This window comes from Lysobacter sp. yr284, from assembly GCF_900107375.1.
In the GTDB taxonomy this organism is placed as follows: Bacteria; Pseudomonadota; Gammaproteobacteria; order Xanthomonadales; family Xanthomonadaceae; genus Lysobacter.
The window spans coordinates 20,298-37,053 of the sequence record NZ_FNPT01000032.1; the positions used below are offsets into that span (position 1 = coordinate 20,298).

Below are 16,756 nucleotides of genomic sequence, written 5' to 3' on the forward strand. Positions count from 1 at the left end.
CGCGACAACGCAACTACGTCGCAAGGTTCGGCGTAGTTGCGTTGTCGCGGTCGCGGCTCGCGCCGCTCCTACAGGTAGCAGCCGATGTTCTCGGCAGTCGGCCGCGCCCGCCGCGAGCGGCGGGCGCGCGCTCAGAACACGAAGTCGATGACGTCGCCGACCTTGTCGGCGGTGGCGCTCAGGCCGTCGCCGACCGCGTCGGTGACATCGCGCACCACGCCGCCGCCGGGAATCCCGGCCCAGTCCATGAAGTCGCCGGCCCAGCCGCCCCACTGGTCGATGGTCTCGTTGGCCAGTTCGCCGCCGCTGTCGAGCAGCACGTCGCCGAAGCGGCCGGGGTCGGCGGCGATGTTGAGCAGCATCTGGCCCCAGCCCTTGATCAGTTCCGGGCTCACCGCCGAGGTGCCGATGCCGGTGTAGCCCTGGTCGCCGTTGAACTGGCCGTAGATCTCGCGGTGCGCGTTCTGCCAGGCGTTGTGCTGGCCGGCCGAGACCGAAGCCAGTTCCTGGATGTCGCCGACCAGCGGCGTGCTGGCCTGGAAGCTCGCGTCCTGGGTCAGGGTGGTGCCGCCGTTGCAGTTGTCGGTGAAGGTGAAGGTCTGGGTGCCGCGCAGGACGTGGCCGTCGAGGGTGTTGATGGTGATCGCGCGGTTGTCCGCGTCCAGGCGGATCTCCACCGGCAGCCAGGTCGGCGGCGGGCCGCCGGTTTCGAGCATGTAGCGGCCGCCGTCTTCCAGGTTCTGCGCGGGCGGGCGGATTTCCATGCCGCCGGCGCCGAAGACCTCCTCGGGGTTCTGCACGAAGTGGTCGTAGGCTTCCTGCGGCGTGGCGTTGGGGATGTCGCTCTGGTAGACGGCGCGGGTGACCTCGCGGCCGACCTCGCCGATCGGCGGGTTCGGCTGCAGGTCCTGCAGGATGCTGCGCACGTCGCCGTCGCCGGGATAGCGCGGGGTGCCGGGGGTGTGGCCGGTGGCGTAGCTGGCGAAGCCGCGCGTGGCCAGGGCGAGCATGAAATCGCGCTGGCTTTCCTGTTGGTCGTGGCTGCCGCCGACGACGAGGTCGGGGTCGGGGCCCTGCACGCCGATCTCGAACTGGTTGGGGCCGGAATCGGCCTGGACCGGCTTGAGCTCGGGGGCGCGCGGATCGGCCGGAGGGGGCGTCGGCGTGCAGACGGGGAAACTGGTCGGACGGTAGGCGTCGATGGGCAGCACAGGAGCATCCTTTTCCGCGGGGGCCGGGCCATTGCACTGCCTGGACGCGCGCGCGCCAATCCGGGGCGGCCCGAGCTAGGGACGGCCCTAGGCCGCGCCAGGCTTTGCGCAGGGGCGGCGCGAGCCGCGACCGCGGCAACGCGGCCACGGCGAAACCGACGGCGTAGTTGGGGTGCCGCGGTCGCGGCTCGCGCCGCTGCTACATCGAGCCTCGTGGACCGTGGCTGGCCATTCAGCCGCAGACGAAGCCGTCCCCGGCCTCGTTCTCGCCGGCCGGCTCGCGCTCGACCCGTTCCACCCGCGCGTTCGGCGGGCCATGCCGCAACCACTGGGCGAGGCGCTCGATCGCCGCGTCCTCGCCGACTGCGAGCACTTCCACCCGGCCGTCGCGCAGGTTGTTGGCATAGCCGCGCAGGTCCAGCGCCAGCGCCTGTTCGCGGGTACCGGCGCGGAACCACACGCCTTGCACCTTGCCGGCGACGTAGAAGCGCGCGGCGCTCATCAATGGCCGCCGCTGGCGCCGCCCTTGCCCGCGCCGCCCGCGCCCGCCGGCTCGCCGGGCTTGGGCCCGCCGGCCTTGGCGATGGCGTCCTCGAGCTTCTTCGCGTCGACCGGGCCGAGGAACTTCTCCACCACCTTGCCGTCGGGCCCGATCAGGTAGGTCATCGGCAGGCCCTTGGGCGTGTCGAAGGACTTGGGCGGATCGGTTACGTCGAGCACGGCGATCGGGTACGACACCGGGTGCTGCTTGAGGAAGGCCTGCATGTCGGCCTTGTCGATTTCCTCGTAGGCCAGGCCGATCACCTCGATGTGCTCGCGCATCGCGTCCAGCGCCGACAGCTCGGGCATTTCCTTGATGCACGGCGCGCACCAGGTGGCCCAGAAGTTCACCACCACCCATTTGCCGCGGTGCGCGGCCAGGTCGTAGGTCTTGCCGTCGAGGGTGGCGATGCGCAGTTCCGGCGCGTCGCCGATGCCGGCCGCGGCCGGCGCGGCTTCGACGGGCGCGGCCGGCGTCGGTGCGGTCTGCGCCGGTGCCGGCACCGTCGCGGACGGCTGCGCGGGCGCGGGCGCGGCGTCGGGCGCGGCGGGCCGCTTGCAGGCGGCCAGCGACAGCGACAGCGCCGCGGCGAGGGCGAGCGCGGACAGCGGCAGCGCGCGGACGGGGGCAAGACTGGACTTCATGATCCTTCCTCTTCGGCATGGATGCTGGACACGCGCCGTTTCATCAGCGCGCGCAGCGGTACGCGCAGTTCGTCCATCGCCGCCACCGCCGACTGGCCGAGCGAGTCGTCGCGGCACGGCAGCATCGCCTCGGCGATGGGAATGCGCAGGTTGCAGGCTTCGTACAGTTCGCCCAGCGAGAGTTCGTCGAGATCGCGCGCGAGCAACCATTCGCCGCTCTCGGCGCGGCTGACCACCTGGATTTCGCCGAGCTGTTCGAGCATCTGCTGGACCAGCGAATCGGTCAGCATCGGCTCGAGCTGCTGGATGTCGTCGATGTGCAGCCCGCGCCCGCGCTTGCGCGCCTGGGCGAAGCGCGCCAACAGCCGCAGCAGGCCGTACATCTCGAAGCCCAGCGGCAGCCGCATCGCCGCGGGCTGGTAGCGGAACGCGGCGATGGACGAGGCCAGCGAGGCGCCCAGCAGCACCGCGACCCAGCTCAGATAGATCCACAGCAGGAAGATCGGCACGAACGCCAGGGTGCCGTAGATCTTCGAATACGAGCCGAAGCTGCCCAGGTACAGGCCGATGCCGCCCTTGATCACCTCGAACAGCACCATCGCCAGGAACGCGCCGGCCACCGCGTGGCGCCACTTGACCGTGCGGTGCGGCACCACCACGTAGATCGCCGCGAACGCCAGCCACTCCAGCGCCATCGGCGCGCCGCGCAGCAGCAGGCTTTCCAGCCAGCGCCCGGGCTGGGTGGTGAACACTTCCATGGCGAAGAAGCGCGCCGAGATCGCCAGGCTGGCCGCGGCCAGCAGCGCGCCCAGGGTCAGCACGGTCCAGTAGATCAGGAAGCGGCCGATGCGCGGGCGCGCGGAATGCACGCGCCAGATCCGGTTGAACGCCGACTCCACCCCGTTGAGGGTGATCAGCAGCGACACCACCAGCGCGATCACGCCGGCGGCGGTGAGCTGGCCGGCGTTGGCCGAGAACTGCTTGAGGTAGGACTCCACCGAGCGCGCCGCCGAGGGCACGAAGTTGGAGAAGATGTAGTCGCTGAGCTTGTCGCTCCATTCGCCGAACATCGGGAACGCCGACAGCACGCCGAACATCACCATCGACAGCGGCACCAGCGCGAACACGGTGGTGTAGGACAGCGCGCCGGCGGCCTGGAACAGGTTGTCGTCGAAGAAGCGGCGGGCGAGGAAGCGGAAGAACGTACCCACGCGCGCGCGGTCGCGCACGCGGTCGCTCCAGCGATAGATCGAATCCAATGGCTCCATCGGGCGCAGGGTAACCGATGGGGCGTTGGGGCGGGATGCAGGGCCCTCATCCGCCCCCGGCGTCCGCAGGGGCAGGCGCTTCGGGCCGCTTCTTGCGCGAGCCGGAGAAGGGACCGCGGGCGCTGCGCAACGCTTCGGCTCCGCGCCCGCGTGCGGGAGAGAGGCGGCCACACGCCGCGGCCCGCGGCCTCCGCTTCGCTCGCGCACGCAGCCACCGCCCGCCGCCGCGCAGCGCCTGAGCCCCTCTCCCGCTGGCGGGACAGGGGTCGGGGTGAGGGCCGCGCCCCGCGCATTCCTCTATCCTTCCCCGCGCACAGGAGAATCCGATGACCGAAGTGTTGGTGCTCTACTACAGCCGCGGCGGCTCCGTCGCCCGCCTCGCCCGCCAGATCGCGCGCGGCATCGGCGAGGTCGAGGGCGTGAGCGCGCGGCTGCGCACGGTGCCGCCGGTCGCCGCGATCACCCAGACCGCGGCGCCGCCGGTGCCCGAGGACGGCGCGCCGTACGTCGAGCCGCGCGACCTGGACGAATGCGCCGCCGTGGTGCTCGGCAGCCCGACCCGCTTCGGCAACATGGCCGCACCGGTCAAGCACTGGCTCGACGGCCTGGGCGCGCAGTGGGCCAGCGGCGCCCTGGTCGGCAAGCCGGCGGCGGTGTTCACCTCCACCGCGAGCATGCACGGCGGCCAGGAATCGACCCTGCTGAGCATGATGGTGCCGCTGCTGCACCACGGCTGCGTGATCCTCGGCATTCCCTACACCGAGCCGGCGCTGAGCCGCACCCGCGGCGGCGGCACGCCCTATGGCGCCAGCCATGTCGCCGGGGCCCAGGACGATCCTGAACTCAGCGACGACGAGGCCGCGCTGGCGCGCGCGCTGGGGCGCCGGGTCGCGGCGCTGACCGCGAAGGTGAGCCCGTGAACGCGTCCGGCGCGGGCGGCCCCGGCCCGGACGAGGCCGGTGAGGGCGAGCGCGCCGCCGACACGCGCGCCGCGGACGGCGACGCCCGCGCGCGGAACCTTGGCGGTGACGGCGTCGCGCAAAGCCGCGCCGGGCAAGACGCCGCGGCGCCCGCCGCGGCCGCGCCGCGGCCGGGCTCGCAGTGGGTGCTGCTGGTCTGCCTGCTCGCCCTGGCCGCGCTGTTCGGGTTCTGGTACCTGCTGCCGGGCCGGCACTGGATCGCCGGGCTGACGGTGTTCGTGCTGCCGCCGGCGCTGCTGGCGGCCGGCGTGGCGCTGCGCAGCCGCCTGGCCGGCTACTGGGCCGGGGTGCTGGCGCTGTTCTGGTTCTGCCACGGGGTGATGCTGGCCTGGTCCTCGCCGGACGAGCGCCTGTACGCCTGGATCGAGCTGGTCCTGGCGCTGGCGGTGATCTTCTCGGCCAACCTGGCCGGGCTGAAGGCGCGGCTGGGACGCAAGCGCGGGTAAAACCCTTGCGGGAGGGCCTTCAGGCCCGACGCCCTGCGTTCGGATCGCCGCGCCCTGGCACGAAAGTTGGGCCTGAAGGCCCTCCCACAACAGCCGCGACCCCGATCCCGCGGCGGCCGGGCCGCGCAGCGCCGAACCCCGGCCGGGAACTCCCTGCCGCAGGGTCCTATAATCGACCCCCCTCCTCCCCGACCACGCGACCCACCCGAGATGGACAAGCTCTGCATCGTCACCACCGGCGGCACGATCGACAAGATCTACTTCGACGACAAGTCGGACTACCAGATCGGCGAACCGCAGATCGGCCACATCCTCGAAGAGCTCGGCGTAGGCTTCCGCTACAGCGTCATTCCGATCATCCGCAAGGATTCGCTGCACATCAGCGCGCAGGACCGCGAACTGATCCGCGCCACCATCGCCGCCCAGGACGCGCGCTACGTGCTGGTCACCCACGGCACCGACAGCATGGTCGAGACCGCCAAGGTGCTGGCGACGATCGCCGACAAGACCATCGTCCTGACCGGCGCGCTGAACCCGGCGCGGTTCCGCGGCTCCGACGCCGAGTTCAACATCGGCACCGCGGTCGGCGCGGTGCAGTCGCTGCCGCCGGGCGTGTACATCGCCATGAACGGGCGGATCTGGGATCCGGCCAAGGTGCGCAAGAACGTCGAGGCCAATCGCTTCGAAGCTCTCTGACCTTCGGGGCGCCGCGGCGGAACGATTCCGCCGCAGCGCGGGCCTGAGGCCCGGTCCGTAGCCGGACCGGGCCTCGTCGTTTCGGCGTGCGGCCGCGCCGCGCCGGAGCCTGCGGCCGGCGGACGCGGCGTGCGCGCCGCCGCGTCCGCGACGTGACCGGGTTCGCGAGCCCGGTCCGGATTTCGATCCACACCCGATGTGGAAACCGCCCTTGTGCCGCCGCCCGATCGATTAGGATCGGCGCTTCGTCCCGAAAACCAGCGGTGATCCAAGATGCGTCGATCCGTTCCGGCCCTGGCGGCTTCCGCGTTGGCGTTGCTCGTCCTGGCGGCCTGCCAGAAACCCGCCGAGCCGGCCCAGTCCGCGCAGGCGGCGGCCGGCGACACCGGCAAGGCGCCCGCCGCGACCTCCGCTGCGGCCGACAACCCGCTGGAACCGCCGGCGCGCGCGGTGCGCAGCGACGCGATCGGCTACGACGGCTTCAGCGGCGGCGCCGAGCCCGGCAGCACGGTCAGCGCGCGTTTCGGCGCCGACGCCGCCAGCGTGCGCGGCGCCTGGGGCGGCGAGATGAAGGACAACAACGGCCAGCGCCCCGACGCCCAATGCTTCCTGCTGTATCCGGTGCGCGGCGCGATCACCCACCAGTACGGCTTCCTGATGGGCAAGGACGGCCTCGCCGGCATCGACGTCTACGACCCCAAGGCGCAGGCGCCCGGCGGCGGCCGCATCGGCCTGAGCATCGACGAGATCAACAAGGCCTACGCCGGCAAGGTCAAGCAGGTGCCGAACCCGACCTTCGAAGGCGCCGCGTTCCTGGAAGTGGAAGCGCCGCAGGGCAAGGACACCCAGCTGACCTTCGAGACCGACGCGCTCGGCAACGTCACCAACTGGCGCATCGCCCGCAAGGGCGCGATGGCGCACGAGGAGAGCTGCACGCGCTGAGGCCGGCGCGGTAGCGGATCGGCAGACCGCTCGCGCCTGAGGCCCCGTGTGGCAGGGCCTTCAGCCCGATGCATTCCGCTGCGCCCGCGACGCGCCCGCACCGGCCGCGCCGCGCCCGCGTCACAACGCCGAGGTCTTGCCCAACTCGCCCAGGAACGCCAATCCGAGCTTGGCGAACGGCACGCTGTTGGCCGCCGAGTTGCCCATGTTGGCCAGGGTGTCGTTGCGGGTGTGGATGTGCGGCGAGTAGCCGCCGGTGGCCGTGCCGCCTTCGAACAGCATCGCCGCCGGATAGCCGGCCGCGGTCCAGGAGGCGTGGTAGGAGCAACCGTAGCCGCAGCGGTACTCGGCCAGCGCGCCGCCGCCGAGGTAGCGCGAATACAGCTGGCGCACCAGTTGCTGCAGGCCGGCGTTGGAGTTGTCGCCGACCAGGCGCAGGTCGGCCGCGCCGGCGGTGCGGTAGTTGGTCATGTCCAGCTGCAACACGCCGACCACCTCGACGCCGCGGTCGCGATGATCGCTGGCGATGGCGTTGGAACCGCGCAGGCCGATCTCCTCGGCCGCATAGGCCATGAACTTGACCGTGCGCCGCGGCTTGTAGCCGCCGGCCAGGGCCACGCGCAGCACTTCGGTCAGCGTGGCCACGCCCGAGGCGTCATCGTCGGCGCCCGGCGCGCCGGCGCTGGCGCCGCCGCTGGCGAGCGAATCCAGGTGCGCGCCCAGCACCACCACTTCGCCGGGCAGTTCGTTGCCGCGCACGGTCAGCACCACCGAGGGCTGCTGGCCGCAGTTGCCGCAGGCCACCTGTTCGACGCTGACGTCGGCGCGGTGCGCGGCGAGGTTCCTCCAGGTATCGCGAACCCAGTCCGACGCGACGCGGCCGCTGGCGCTGGCGGCGTGGCGCGTGGTCCAGTTGCCCGACAGGCTGCGGATCGTGGCGCGGATGTTGGCTTCGCGGACCTGCGCCAGCCACGGCGTCACCGTGGCCTGGTTGTCGACCGTGTAACTGGCCGCCTGCGCCGACACCGCCAGCGCGCTGAGGTCGTCGCGGACGAAGGCTTCGGCCTGTTCGCGGCTGTCGAAGGCGAAGAACCCGCCGCAGCGTTTTTCCTTTTCGTGCACATGTCGGGCCAGTTCGGCGAGCCGGTCGGCCGGCACTTCGCGGATCGCCAAAGCGTCGCCGTCGTGGCTGGCGAGCGTGCTGAGGCGGGCGCCGGCGCCGGCCAGCGCGGCCCGATGCGTGCGCTCGGCGGCGACCACGAACACCGGCTTGGACGAACCGTCGGCCGGACCGGACGCGAACGCGGGCGCCGCGGCCAACGCGGCCAGCGACAACAACCATTGCGGAGCGAAGCGGGACACGGCGATCTCCAGGAAACGGCGCCTCGCGGCGCGGGACGTGGCGCGCGCGGGCGGACCCCGCGGCGGAGCCGGCCGCCGCGCGCGCATGCGCCATCGACCGTGCGTCCACGCTAAGCCGCGGCCGCGCCGGCTTGCCGCGCGACGCGCGCGGCCTGCCGCGCACGCGCGTGATCGGGGTCATGCAACGCGACGAATCGGACGCGTCCTAGTCGAACGCGAACGCCCAGGCGCGCGCATCCGCCCTCGCCTTCCGCGCCGCGCGCCCAAAAAGAAACCCCGGCCGGGGCCGGGGCGCGAACGTCTTCGCCAAGAGGTGAGGCGCCGCCGCGAGCGCACGAAGCGCGAACTCGCGGCGGCGCGGGACCGCAGTGCTTCAGGTCGGCGGACGCCGGCTCGGAAAACGCCGAGCCCACGCCGCCGAATCCGCAGCGCCCGATCGAAGCGACGCCGTCAGAACGTGATGCTCCACTTGACGATGCGGCCGGTGTCGCCGGGGCCGTTGTCGTTGACCCGCAGCTTCCACTGGCCGTCGAGCGCCTCGCTCGACACGTCGACCGTGTAGGTCTGCTCCAGGTTGTCGGCGCTGCCGCCGCTGCGGTTGTGCAGGTTGTACAGCGAGCCGTCCGGCGCGACCAGGTCGACCTTCAGGTCGCCGCGATAGGTGTGCACGATGCTGACGTACACCTGCGCGTTGGCCGGGCCGTTGCCGGTGCGGCCGGACACCGAGATCGGGCTGTCGACGGTGGCGTTGTCGTTGATCGGATAGGCGGTGGCGTTGCTGTAGGTCTGGGTGCCCGGCCCCGGCCCGGGACCGCTGCCGGCGGTCTTGCCGAGTTCGCCGACGAAGGCCAGGCCGAGCTTGGCGAACGGCACGCTGTTGGCCGCCGAGTTGCCCATGTTGGCCAGCGTGTCCGAGGGCGAGTGGATGTACGGCGAGTAGCCGCCGCTGGAAGTGCCGCTCTCGAAGTAGATCGCCGCCGGGAAACCGGCCGAAGTCCACGAGGCGTGGTCGGAGCAACCGTAGCCGCAGGTGTAGCTGCCCAGCGTGCCGCCGAGGTAGGTCGCGTGCAGGTCGCGCAGGAACTGCTGCAGCGAGGAGTTGGAGTAGTCGGTCACCAGGCGCACCGGATTCGCGCCGCCGCTGCGGTAGTTGGTCATGTCCAGCTGCAGCACGCCGACCACGTTGATGCCGCGGTTCTTGAAGTCGGTGGCGATCGCCTTGGAGCCGCGCAGGCCCACTTCCTCGGCGGCGTAGCCCATGAACTTGATCGTGCGCTTGGGCTTGTAGCCGCTGGCCAGGGCCACGCGCACCACTTCGGTCAGGGTGGCGATGCCGGAAGCGTCGTCGTCGGCGCCCGGTGCGTTCATCGCATCGCCGCTGCCGCTGCTGGAGATCGAGTCCAGGTGCGCGCCGAGCACGACCACTTCGTTGGGCAGTTCGCTGCCCTGGATGGTCAGGATCGCCGACGGCTGGGTCGAGCAGTTGGTGCAGCCGGTGTAGAGCTCCGCGCTGACGTCGTTGCGGCCGTTGGCCAGCGCCAGCCAGGTGTCCTTGATCCAGGTCGCCGAGGTGCGGCCGTGGCTGGAGGCGTAGTAGCGGTTCGGATACTGCGTGGACAGGTGGCTGATGGTCGAGCGGATGTTGGCTTCGCTGACCTGGCTCAACCAGGGATTGACCGTGGCCTGGTTGTCGACGGTGTAGGTCGCGAACTTGGTGTCGATCGCCTCGCGGCTGCGGTCGGCCTTGACGAAGTCCTCGGCCTCGCGGCGGCTGTCGAAGGCGAAGTAGCCGCCGCAGCGCTTCTCGTTCTCGTGGACGTGGCGGATCAGGTCGGGCAGCTGGTGGGTCTTGAGCTCGGCGATCACCAGCGGCTTGCCGACCGCGTTGGTCAGCCCGCTGGCGTTCTTGGCCAGGCTCTGCACGCCGGCGTCGAAGGTCTGGCGCGAGGTGACGATGTAGACCGGCTTGAACGGATCGTCGCTGGCATCGGCGGGGCGTGCATGGTCGTGGTCGTGGCCCTGGCTTTGCGCGTACGCCGGCGAGAGCGCGGCGGCGAGCGCCAGCGCGAGCGCGACGGGTGCGAGGCGGTAAGACATGGACCGGGCGTACGGGGAAGCGGATTGCGGTTTCACGGAAGACGCTCCTGGATCGGGCGCCTGCGGCGGATGCTCCGGCATCGGCGCGCGGACGCGGTGGACGGAACGGCGTGCGCGTCGCGCACGTCGCGAGGGCTTGCTGCGCGTGAAAGCGCGTTCGAGCCGTACGGGGGAGAACGATCCGATGCGCCGGGATTCGACGCTAAGCGCGCGGGCACGCAGCGACAAGCGACAAGCGAAGCGAACGCACATTCGCGTCCGTGACTGGAGTCATGCAACCGCGCAGTAAACGCTTACGGTGCGCGTGCGAATGGATATCTTCGCTCGAAACCCCTTAATTTTCAGGGTTTCGCGGATGGAAAGTGGAGGCCGGTTGCGTTGGCGTTTCGAGCTGGCTGCTGGTGGGAAAAGCGTCGATGCCGACGCCGCTCGATCCGATACGGCGCGGCGATCCGGGACGAAGGCGTCGGGCCTGAAGGCCCTCCCACAAAGGCGAACCCGCAAAGGCAAACCTGCAGAGCGAAGGCCCGGCTGTGGTGGGAGGGGCTTCAGCCCCGACGCTGTTCGATCTGGTGCGACGCAGCGGCCCGTCGAACCCACCGGGCATGAAATTCCTTGCCCACGCCGCCAAAAAACGAAGCCCCGGCGCGGGCCGGGGCTTCGCGAACTCACGGCGTTCAAAGCCCGATCAGAACGTCACGCTCCAGCTGTCGATGCGCCCGGTGTCGCCGCTGGCGTTGTCGTTGACGCGCAGCTTCCAGGTGCCGTTGAGCGCTTCGCTCGACAAGTCCTTGTTGAAGGTGCCGATGACGTTGTCGGCGCTGCCGCCGGTGCGGTTGTGGATGTTGTAGACGGTGCCGTCGGGCGCGACCAGGTCGACCTTCAGGTCGCTCTTGTAGGTGTGGTAGATCGTCACCTGCACCGGCGTGCTGGCCGAGCCGTTGCCGCTGCGGCCGGACACCACGATCGGGCTTTCCACCGTCGCGTTGTCGGCGATGGCCACGTCGGCGCCGTTGCTGTAGGTCTGCGCGCCGCCGCTGCTCACCGTCACCGAGGCGGTCTTGGTGTTGCTGCTGCCGTCGTCGTCGGTCACGGTCAGGCTGACGCTGTAGGTGCCGGCCGCGGCGTAGGTCTTGCTCGGGTTGGTCGCGGTCGAGGTGCTGCCGTCGCCGAAGTTCCAGCTGCGCGAGGCGATGGTGCCGTCGCTGTCGCTGGAGGTGTCGGTGAAGCTCGCGCTGAGCCCGCTGGTGGTGCTGCTGAAGTTCGCCACCGGCGGCGCGTTGCCCGGGCCGCCGCCGGTCACGGTGAAGCGCGCGGCGTTCGGGGCGCCGGGCTTGCCCGAGGCGTCGGTGCCCTGCACGTAGACGGTGTGCGCGCCCGCGGCCAGGCCGCTGGTCGGGATCGAACCGGTCACGTTCTCGCTGCTGCTGTTGAAGCTGCCGTCGCTGGCGCTCAGCGCGATGCCGACCGCCCCGCTCGCCCACGGCGGCGTGTCGATGTAGGCGCGCGCCGAGGCGATGTTGTGCACCGCTTCGCTGCCGTTGCTCTGGTTGTACTGGCCGTCGTTGACGTTGGCGGTGACGGTCACCGGGGTGCCGGCGGGCACCGACGACGACGAGAGGCTCACCGAGGTGGTGTCCGGGCCGCTGGGCAACTGCAGCGGCGCCCACAGCGTGCGCGCCAGGTAGCGCAGCGTGCGCAGGTTGTTCGGCAAGGTGGTGCCGGTGAAGCTGTTGCAGCTCTCGAAGAAACTGCCGCCGAGCTCGATGGTGTAGCTGGGCACGCCGAGCAGGCCGTACATGGTGTCGTCGGTGGTGCCGTCGGTGGCGTACAGCTCGTCGGACTGCTGCGGGCGGTAGCCGGTGAAATAGGCCATTCGGCGGCCCAGGGTCTGCAGCGCGTCGCGGTTCGGCGCCGGGTTGCTGGTGTCGCCCCACGACCACAGCACCTGCGCGGCGTTGCTGTGGATGTCGATGAACACGCCCTGGTAGTCGGACGGCGACGGCGTACTGACGTCGTCGGGACGGCGGTCGGGGAAGATGCCGCCGGTGTAGACGCCGTTGCTGCCGCGGGTGCCGGCGACCAGACGCATCAGGTTCTGGGTTTCCGGATCCGACGACGCGGTCGGGCCGCGGTAGGTCTCGACGCACTGGTTGCCGCTGGAGCCGCCCGGCACCGTGCTCCAGTGATAGGGGAAGTTGCGGTTGAGGTCGGTGCCGTAGCTGCTGGCGCTGCAGCTGCCGCCGTTGCTGTTGTTGACGTTCTTGCGCCAGGACGAGCCGGCCTCGGCCTTCTTGCGCCCGTCGGGATTCGCGTTGAGCACCAGCTGGAAGGCGAAATTGTCGAGCAGCCAGGTCGCTTCGGCGTCGGTGCCGTAGCCGTTGACCAGGCCTTCGGCGAAGCGGGTGACCAGTTCCGCCGGCGCGTACTCGCGCGCGTGGATCGAACCGAACAACACCAGGGTCGGCTTGTTCGGCAGGGCCGCGTCGGTGGCCGAGTTGGTCAGCTTCAACACCTTCATGTCGTAGCCGGTGCCGGCGTTCTGGGTCTTCTGCCAGCTCGGGCCGATGACGCGCACGCTGGCCAGGTTCGGCTTGCTCGCCACCAGCTGGTCGATGGTCTGGTAGGTCTCTTCGACCGTGCGGAAGCAGGTGTAGCCGGGGATGCTCTTGGCCCCGCCCAGCGACTGCTTCAGCGCGCTTTGCAGGCGCTGCATCTGCGCGGTGGATTCCTGGTCGACCTCGTACTTGAAGCCGGCCGCGCGCAGCGCGGCCAGGTCCTCGGGCATGGCCTCGACCTTCACGGTCCGGGCCTGGCGGTCGACGATCAAGTGCTGGAAGCGCGACGCGATGCGCTGCAGCTGCTTGGGGTTGTCGTACTTGGCGGTGACGAACACGGGTTGGTCGTCGGCGGCCGCGGCGCTGGCAGACAGGGCCAGCAACAGCGGCAGCGCGGCAAATTGGAAGCGCATTGGGAGACTCTCCATGGACCGGTGCGGTGTGGGCAGTCACGCGCGGAGCGCGTGCCGGGAGTCATGCTGTGGATGCGCGGCCGGCGCTGACAAGCGCCGCGCGGCGCTTAACGTGGCTGCTTTCGTGAAGCGGACCAGCAGTTCGCAGCTGTGCGAAGTGGCGCACAGTTCGCGGCGTCGCCTCGCTCCCTGTAGGAGCGGCGCAAGCCGCGACCGCGACATCGCGACTACGGCGAACCCATCCGCAACCGGCGTGGACCGCCGCCGCGCGATGGCGGCTTGCATCGTGGTCGCGGTGTCGCGGTCGCGGCTTGCGCCGCTCCTACAGGGGGATACGGGACATTGCAGGCCCTGAAAAAAGCCGCGGCCCGAAGGCCGCGGCGTGGTACGGGTCAAACCGTGCGCATCAGAACGTGATGCTCCACTTGTCGATGCGGCCGGTGTCGGCGGTGGCGTTGTCGTTCACCCGCAGCTTCCAGGTGCCGTTGAGCGCTTCGCTCGACAGGTCCTTGGTGTAGGTCTGGATGATGTTGTCGGCGCTGCCGCCGGTGCGGTTGTGCAGGTTGTAGACCGTGCCGTCCGGCGCGACCAGATCGACCTTCAGGTCGCTGCGGTAGGTGTGGTAGATCGTCACCTGGATCGGCGTGGTCGCCGAGCCGTTGCCGCTGCGGCCGGACACGGTGATCGGGCTTTCCACCGTCGCGTTGTCGGTGATCGCCACATCGGTGTCGTTGGTGTAGGTCTGCGCACCCGGGCCGCCGGACACCGTGACCGAGCCGGTCTTGGTGTTGGTGGCGCCGCCGTTGTCGGTCACCGTCAGGGTGACGGTGTAGGTGCCGGCCGCGGCGTAGGTACGGCTCGGATTGGTCGCGGTCGAGGTGCTGCCGTCGCCGAAGTTCCAGCTGCGCGAGGCGATCGAGCCGTCGCTGTCGCTGGAGCTGTCGGTGAAGGTCGCGGTCAGGCCGCTGGTGGTCGAGGTGAAGTTCGCCACCGGCGGCGTGTTCGGCGTGCCGCCGCCCGAATCCAGGCCGTCGATGAACTGCGCGCCGGTGCTGGCCGGGTCGAGCCAGTCGCTCAGGCGCGAGGCCGCGGCGCCGCCGCCGGTCCACGAGGTGAACACGCGGCCGTACTGGTCGCTGCGGTTGGCGCCGGTGGCGCTGCAGCTCGACGGGCCGCCGTGCAGCTGGCCCAGCACGCGCTTTTCCGGGCTGTAGATCGGCGAACCCGAGGAACCGGGCTCGGTCACGCCGCCGCTGGGCTGCCACAGCACGTTCAAGTGGGTGGTGCCGGCGCCGCCGCCCCAGGCCACGAACGAGGTCGGGCTGGTCGAGTTGCTGATGCGCTTCTCGGCGACGTTGGGATGGTGGATGGCGATCGCGCCGGGATAGTTCTGGTCGCGGCGGTCCCAACCGGCCCAGAACAGGTTGAACGCCGGGTTGGCGGCGTTGTTCAACTCGAGCAGGGTGAAGTCGGAGGTGGCGTAGGTCGCCTTGACCGTCGAGCCGGTCTGGGTCTGGCTCATCGAGCCGTCGCCGTTGGCGCCGCTGGCCGGGGTGTTCGGCGCGCGGCAGGTCGAGTTCTGGTAGTTCCAGTACACCACGATCGACGCGGCGGTCGAGGCCGTGCCCATGCCGCAGTGGTGCGCGGTCAGGAAGTACATCTTCTTGTCGTTGGCGGTGTTGTTCACCAGCGAACCGGTGCACGCCAGGGTGCCGTTCTTCGAGTACGCGCCGACCGCGCGGATGATGTCGCGGCGGCCGTCGCCCTCGGGGCAGACCACGTCGATGTTGCACGAACCCGACACGCCCTTCTCGCCGGACGCGGCGGCCAGGCGGCGCGCGAGCGGGCCGAAGCCGACGTAGTCGTGGTTGACCTTGGTCAGGCGCAGCTTGAGCTCGCCGACCTTGTCGCGCGGCACGACCACTTCGATCACCGCCTCGGCGCCCGGCACCACCGCGGTCCACAGCTGCCGCATCGGGTTGTTGTTGCTGGCGTCGTACTGGCTGATCAGGCCGCGATCGCCGGCCGGCGCCTGGGTCGCCGGATACACCAGCAGGCGGCCGCCGGCGGGCATGTGGTAGTCGGTGAAACCGAAGTTCAGCGACAGCGCCTTCTCCGAGCGCACGCGCTGGCGCCACACCGCGAACTGGCCGTCGGCGGTGTATTCCCACGCGCCGGAGTTCTGCGGGGTCATGTCCACGTCCATCGCCAGGGCGAAGCGCGGGATGTCGCCGCGCTTGTCGCGCTGCAGGTCTTCGGCCTTGGCCTTGGCGACGTCGACCGCCGGCATGGTGCGCAGGGCGACCTTGTCGACGCTGGAAAGATTGGCGTAGTCGAACGCCGCCGGGCGCGAGGCCGGCGCGGCGAGCGCCGCGCTGATCGACATGGCGAGCAACACCAGGGAACCACAAATGCGTTTCATTGCGTCTCTCCGTCCGTGATGTGGGGCATGACCGCGACGCCCGGCGTGGCCGGTGCTGGATGGCGAACGACGTCGGGTCGGGCCGTGGGAACTGGATGCTCCAGTGAGTGAGGCGGGCATTGCCGCATGCTTCCCCCTACAGCGTGCGTGTACGGCAGGCTTGCGTGTACAGCGGCCTGCGCGGGCGCAGGCGTGCCTTTGAAGCGCTTCGTCGTAGCGATTGCGGTGTTACGCCGCAGTGCCTTGCCGGCGTGTCGTTGCGCGTGGCGTCGGGGTTCGTCGAATGGGCCACGGCGCGACTGTGAATCACCCTCGTCGCGCACAACAAGACGCAAATCCGCCGGTTCCACATCGCATCCGTGCATCGCGTCACGCATACGACGAAGATTTGTTGCGGAAGAAATCGGTGGCCGAAACGGGAAATCGGAATTGAGAACGCGCGCGAATTCAGAATGCGGCGAAGCGCACGATGAGCCGGAACTTCGAGGTAGGGAGGCGCAGACGCGAACGCCTGTGCGGAAATTTTCCGGCGCGACGGCCGCGGGAGCGGCGCGAGCCGCGGCCGCGGGGGCGCCGCGCGCATCGAATGTTTCGTCGTAGCCGTACTGTCGCGGTCGCGGCTCGCGCCGCTCCTACAGTCGCTTCGGCCGTCGCGCGGCCTGGCCGCGCAACCGCGCGAGCCGCGACCGCGACGACGCACCTGCGATGCGACCGTCACCAAGCGACGTCCGCGCCGCGCCGCGACCGCAACGAAAAAGCCCCGGCCGGAGCCGGGGCTTTGGTATCGCGACGAAGGCCGTTACGGCCGCGCGGCCGCGATCAGAAGGTGATGCTCCAGCTGTTGATGTAGCCGGTGTCCACCGACGCGCGATCGGCCGCGCGCAGCTTCCAGGTGCCGTTCAAGGCTTCGCTCGACAGGTTCACCGTATAGGTCTTCTTGATGTTGTCGGTGCTCGAGCCGGTGCGGTTGTGCAGGTTGTAGACCGAGCCGTCCGGCGCGATCAGGTCGACGATCAGGTCGCCCTGGTAGGTGTGGACGATGTCGACCGCGACCTGGGTGTTGCTCGGCGCGTTGCCGGTACGGCCGCTGACGCTGATCGAACTGGCGACGCCGGTGGCGTTGTTGTCCGGGATGTTGGCGTCGGTGCCGTTGGTGTAGGTCTGCGCGCCGCTGCT

12 protein-coding genes and 1 pseudogene are annotated in these 16,756 nt (G+C 70.3%); 4 read left to right on the forward strand and 9 right to left on the reverse strand.

What is annotated here, in order from left to right:
- Positions 1–131: 131 nt before the first annotated feature.
- The 4 genes and pseudogenes from BLV01_RS24150 to BLV01_RS24165 all read right to left on the reverse strand — a co-directional run bounded on the left by BLV01_RS24150 (position 132) and on the right by BLV01_RS24165 (position 3,664).
- Complete coding sequence (locus tag BLV01_RS24150) at positions 132–1,211, reverse strand: SRPBCC family protein (RefSeq protein ID WP_091806308.1); 1,080 nt, start codon at positions 1,209–1,211, stop codon at positions 132–134.
- A 232-nt stretch (positions 1,212–1,443) separates the two neighbouring features.
- On the reverse strand, positions 1,444–1,713 hold the full coding sequence (yccX, locus tag BLV01_RS24155; RefSeq protein ID WP_091806311.1) for an acylphosphatase: 270 nt from the start codon (positions 1,711–1,713) through the stop codon (positions 1,444–1,446).
- An 80-nt stretch (positions 1,714–1,793) separates the two neighbouring features.
- Positions 1,794–2,396, reverse strand: a pseudogene (locus BLV01_RS24160) (TlpA disulfide reductase family protein); the annotation flags it as partial.
- Positions 2,393–3,664 carry a YihY family inner membrane protein gene (locus tag BLV01_RS24165; protein WP_091806317.1) on the reverse strand — a complete coding sequence of 424 codons (1,272 nt, stop codon included), beginning with the start codon at positions 3,662–3,664 and terminating at the stop codon, positions 2,393–2,395. The gene BLV01_RS24165 and the pseudogene BLV01_RS24160, both read right to left, overlap by 4 nt.
- Before the next feature lie 326 nt (positions 3,665–3,990).
- On the opposite strand from BLV01_RS24165, the gene wrbA reads away from it, so the two are divergent.
- The 4 genes from wrbA (at position 3,991) to BLV01_RS24185 (ending at position 6,728) form a co-directional block, all read left to right on the forward strand.
- The gene (gene wrbA / locus BLV01_RS24170; protein ID WP_091806320.1) at positions 3,991–4,584 is read left to right on the forward strand and encodes an NAD(P)H:quinone oxidoreductase; all 594 of its coding nucleotides are present in this window, start codon (positions 3,991–3,993) and stop codon (positions 4,582–4,584) included.
- The gene (locus BLV01_RS27205) at positions 4,581–5,090 is read left to right on the forward strand and encodes a DUF2069 domain-containing protein (RefSeq protein WP_343124266.1); all 510 of its coding nucleotides are present in this window, start codon (positions 4,581–4,583) and stop codon (positions 5,088–5,090) included. Before wrbA ends, BLV01_RS27205 begins: the two co-directional genes overlap by 4 nt.
- Before the next feature lie 210 nt (positions 5,091–5,300).
- Positions 5,301–5,786, forward strand: coding sequence for an asparaginase domain-containing protein (locus BLV01_RS24180; protein ID WP_091806323.1), 486 nt, complete (start codon positions 5,301–5,303; stop codon positions 5,784–5,786).
- 273 nt (positions 5,787–6,059) lie between these two features.
- On the forward strand, positions 6,060–6,728 hold the full coding sequence (locus tag BLV01_RS24185; RefSeq protein WP_139179170.1) for a hypothetical protein: 669 nt from the start codon (positions 6,060–6,062) through the stop codon (positions 6,726–6,728).
- A 120-nt stretch (positions 6,729–6,848) separates the two neighbouring features.
- On the opposite strand, the gene BLV01_RS24190 is transcribed toward BLV01_RS24185, so the two are convergent.
- The 5 genes from BLV01_RS24190 to BLV01_RS24210 all read right to left on the reverse strand — a co-directional run.
- Entirely contained in the window at positions 6,849–8,090 is a 1,242-nt protein-coding gene (locus BLV01_RS24190; protein WP_175486242.1) for a M20/M25/M40 family metallo-hydrolase, read from the reverse strand.
- A 450-nt stretch (positions 8,091–8,540) separates the two neighbouring features.
- Positions 8,541–10,187, reverse strand: a complete 1,647-nt coding sequence (locus tag BLV01_RS24195; RefSeq protein WP_139179176.1) for a M20/M25/M40 family metallo-hydrolase — start codon at positions 10,185–10,187, stop codon at positions 8,541–8,543.
- A 688-nt stretch (positions 10,188–10,875) separates the two neighbouring features.
- On the reverse strand, positions 10,876–13,158 hold the full coding sequence (locus BLV01_RS27155; RefSeq protein WP_091806334.1) for a M14 family zinc carboxypeptidase: 2,283 nt from the start codon (positions 13,156–13,158) through the stop codon (positions 10,876–10,878).
- A gap of 406 nt (positions 13,159–13,564) precedes the next feature.
- Positions 13,565–15,580, reverse strand: a complete 2,016-nt coding sequence (locus BLV01_RS26660) for a proprotein convertase P-domain-containing protein (protein ID WP_217633583.1) — start codon at positions 15,578–15,580, stop codon at positions 13,565–13,567.
- Between the two features lie 819 nt (positions 15,581–16,399).
- Positions 16,400–16,756 (reverse strand): proprotein convertase P-domain-containing protein (locus tag BLV01_RS24210; protein ID WP_175486244.1); only part of this gene is annotated, 357 nt, incomplete at its 5' end.

Excerpts from the sequence above, each read along its gene's own strand:
- yccX (WP_091806311.1), bottom strand. The coding sequence starts at position 1,713 with ATGAGCGCCGCGCGCTTCTACGTCGCCGGCAAGGTGCAAGGCGTGTGG.
- BLV01_RS24165 (WP_091806317.1), bottom strand. The coding sequence starts at position 3,664 with ATGGAGCCATTGGATTCGATCTATCGCTGGAGCGACCGCGTGCGCGAC.
- wrbA (WP_091806320.1), top strand. The coding sequence starts at position 3,991 with ATGACCGAAGTGTTGGTGCTCTACTACAGCCGCGGCGGCTCCGTCGCC.
- BLV01_RS24180 (WP_091806323.1), top strand. The coding sequence starts at position 5,301 with ATGGACAAGCTCTGCATCGTCACCACCGGCGGCACGATCGACAAGATC.
- BLV01_RS24185 (WP_139179170.1), top strand. The coding sequence starts at position 6,060 with ATGCGTCGATCCGTTCCGGCCCTGGCGGCTTCCGCGTTGGCGTTGCTC.
- BLV01_RS24195 (WP_139179176.1), bottom strand. The coding sequence starts at position 10,187 with ATGTCTTACCGCCTCGCACCCGTCGCGCTCGCGCTGGCGCTCGCCGCC.
- BLV01_RS27155 (WP_091806334.1), bottom strand. The coding sequence starts at position 13,158 with ATGCGCTTCCAATTTGCCGCGCTGCCGCTGTTGCTGGCCCTGTCTGCC.
- BLV01_RS26660 (WP_217633583.1), bottom strand. The coding sequence starts at position 15,580 with ATGAAACGCATTTGTGGTTCCCTGGTGTTGCTCGCCATGTCGATCAGC.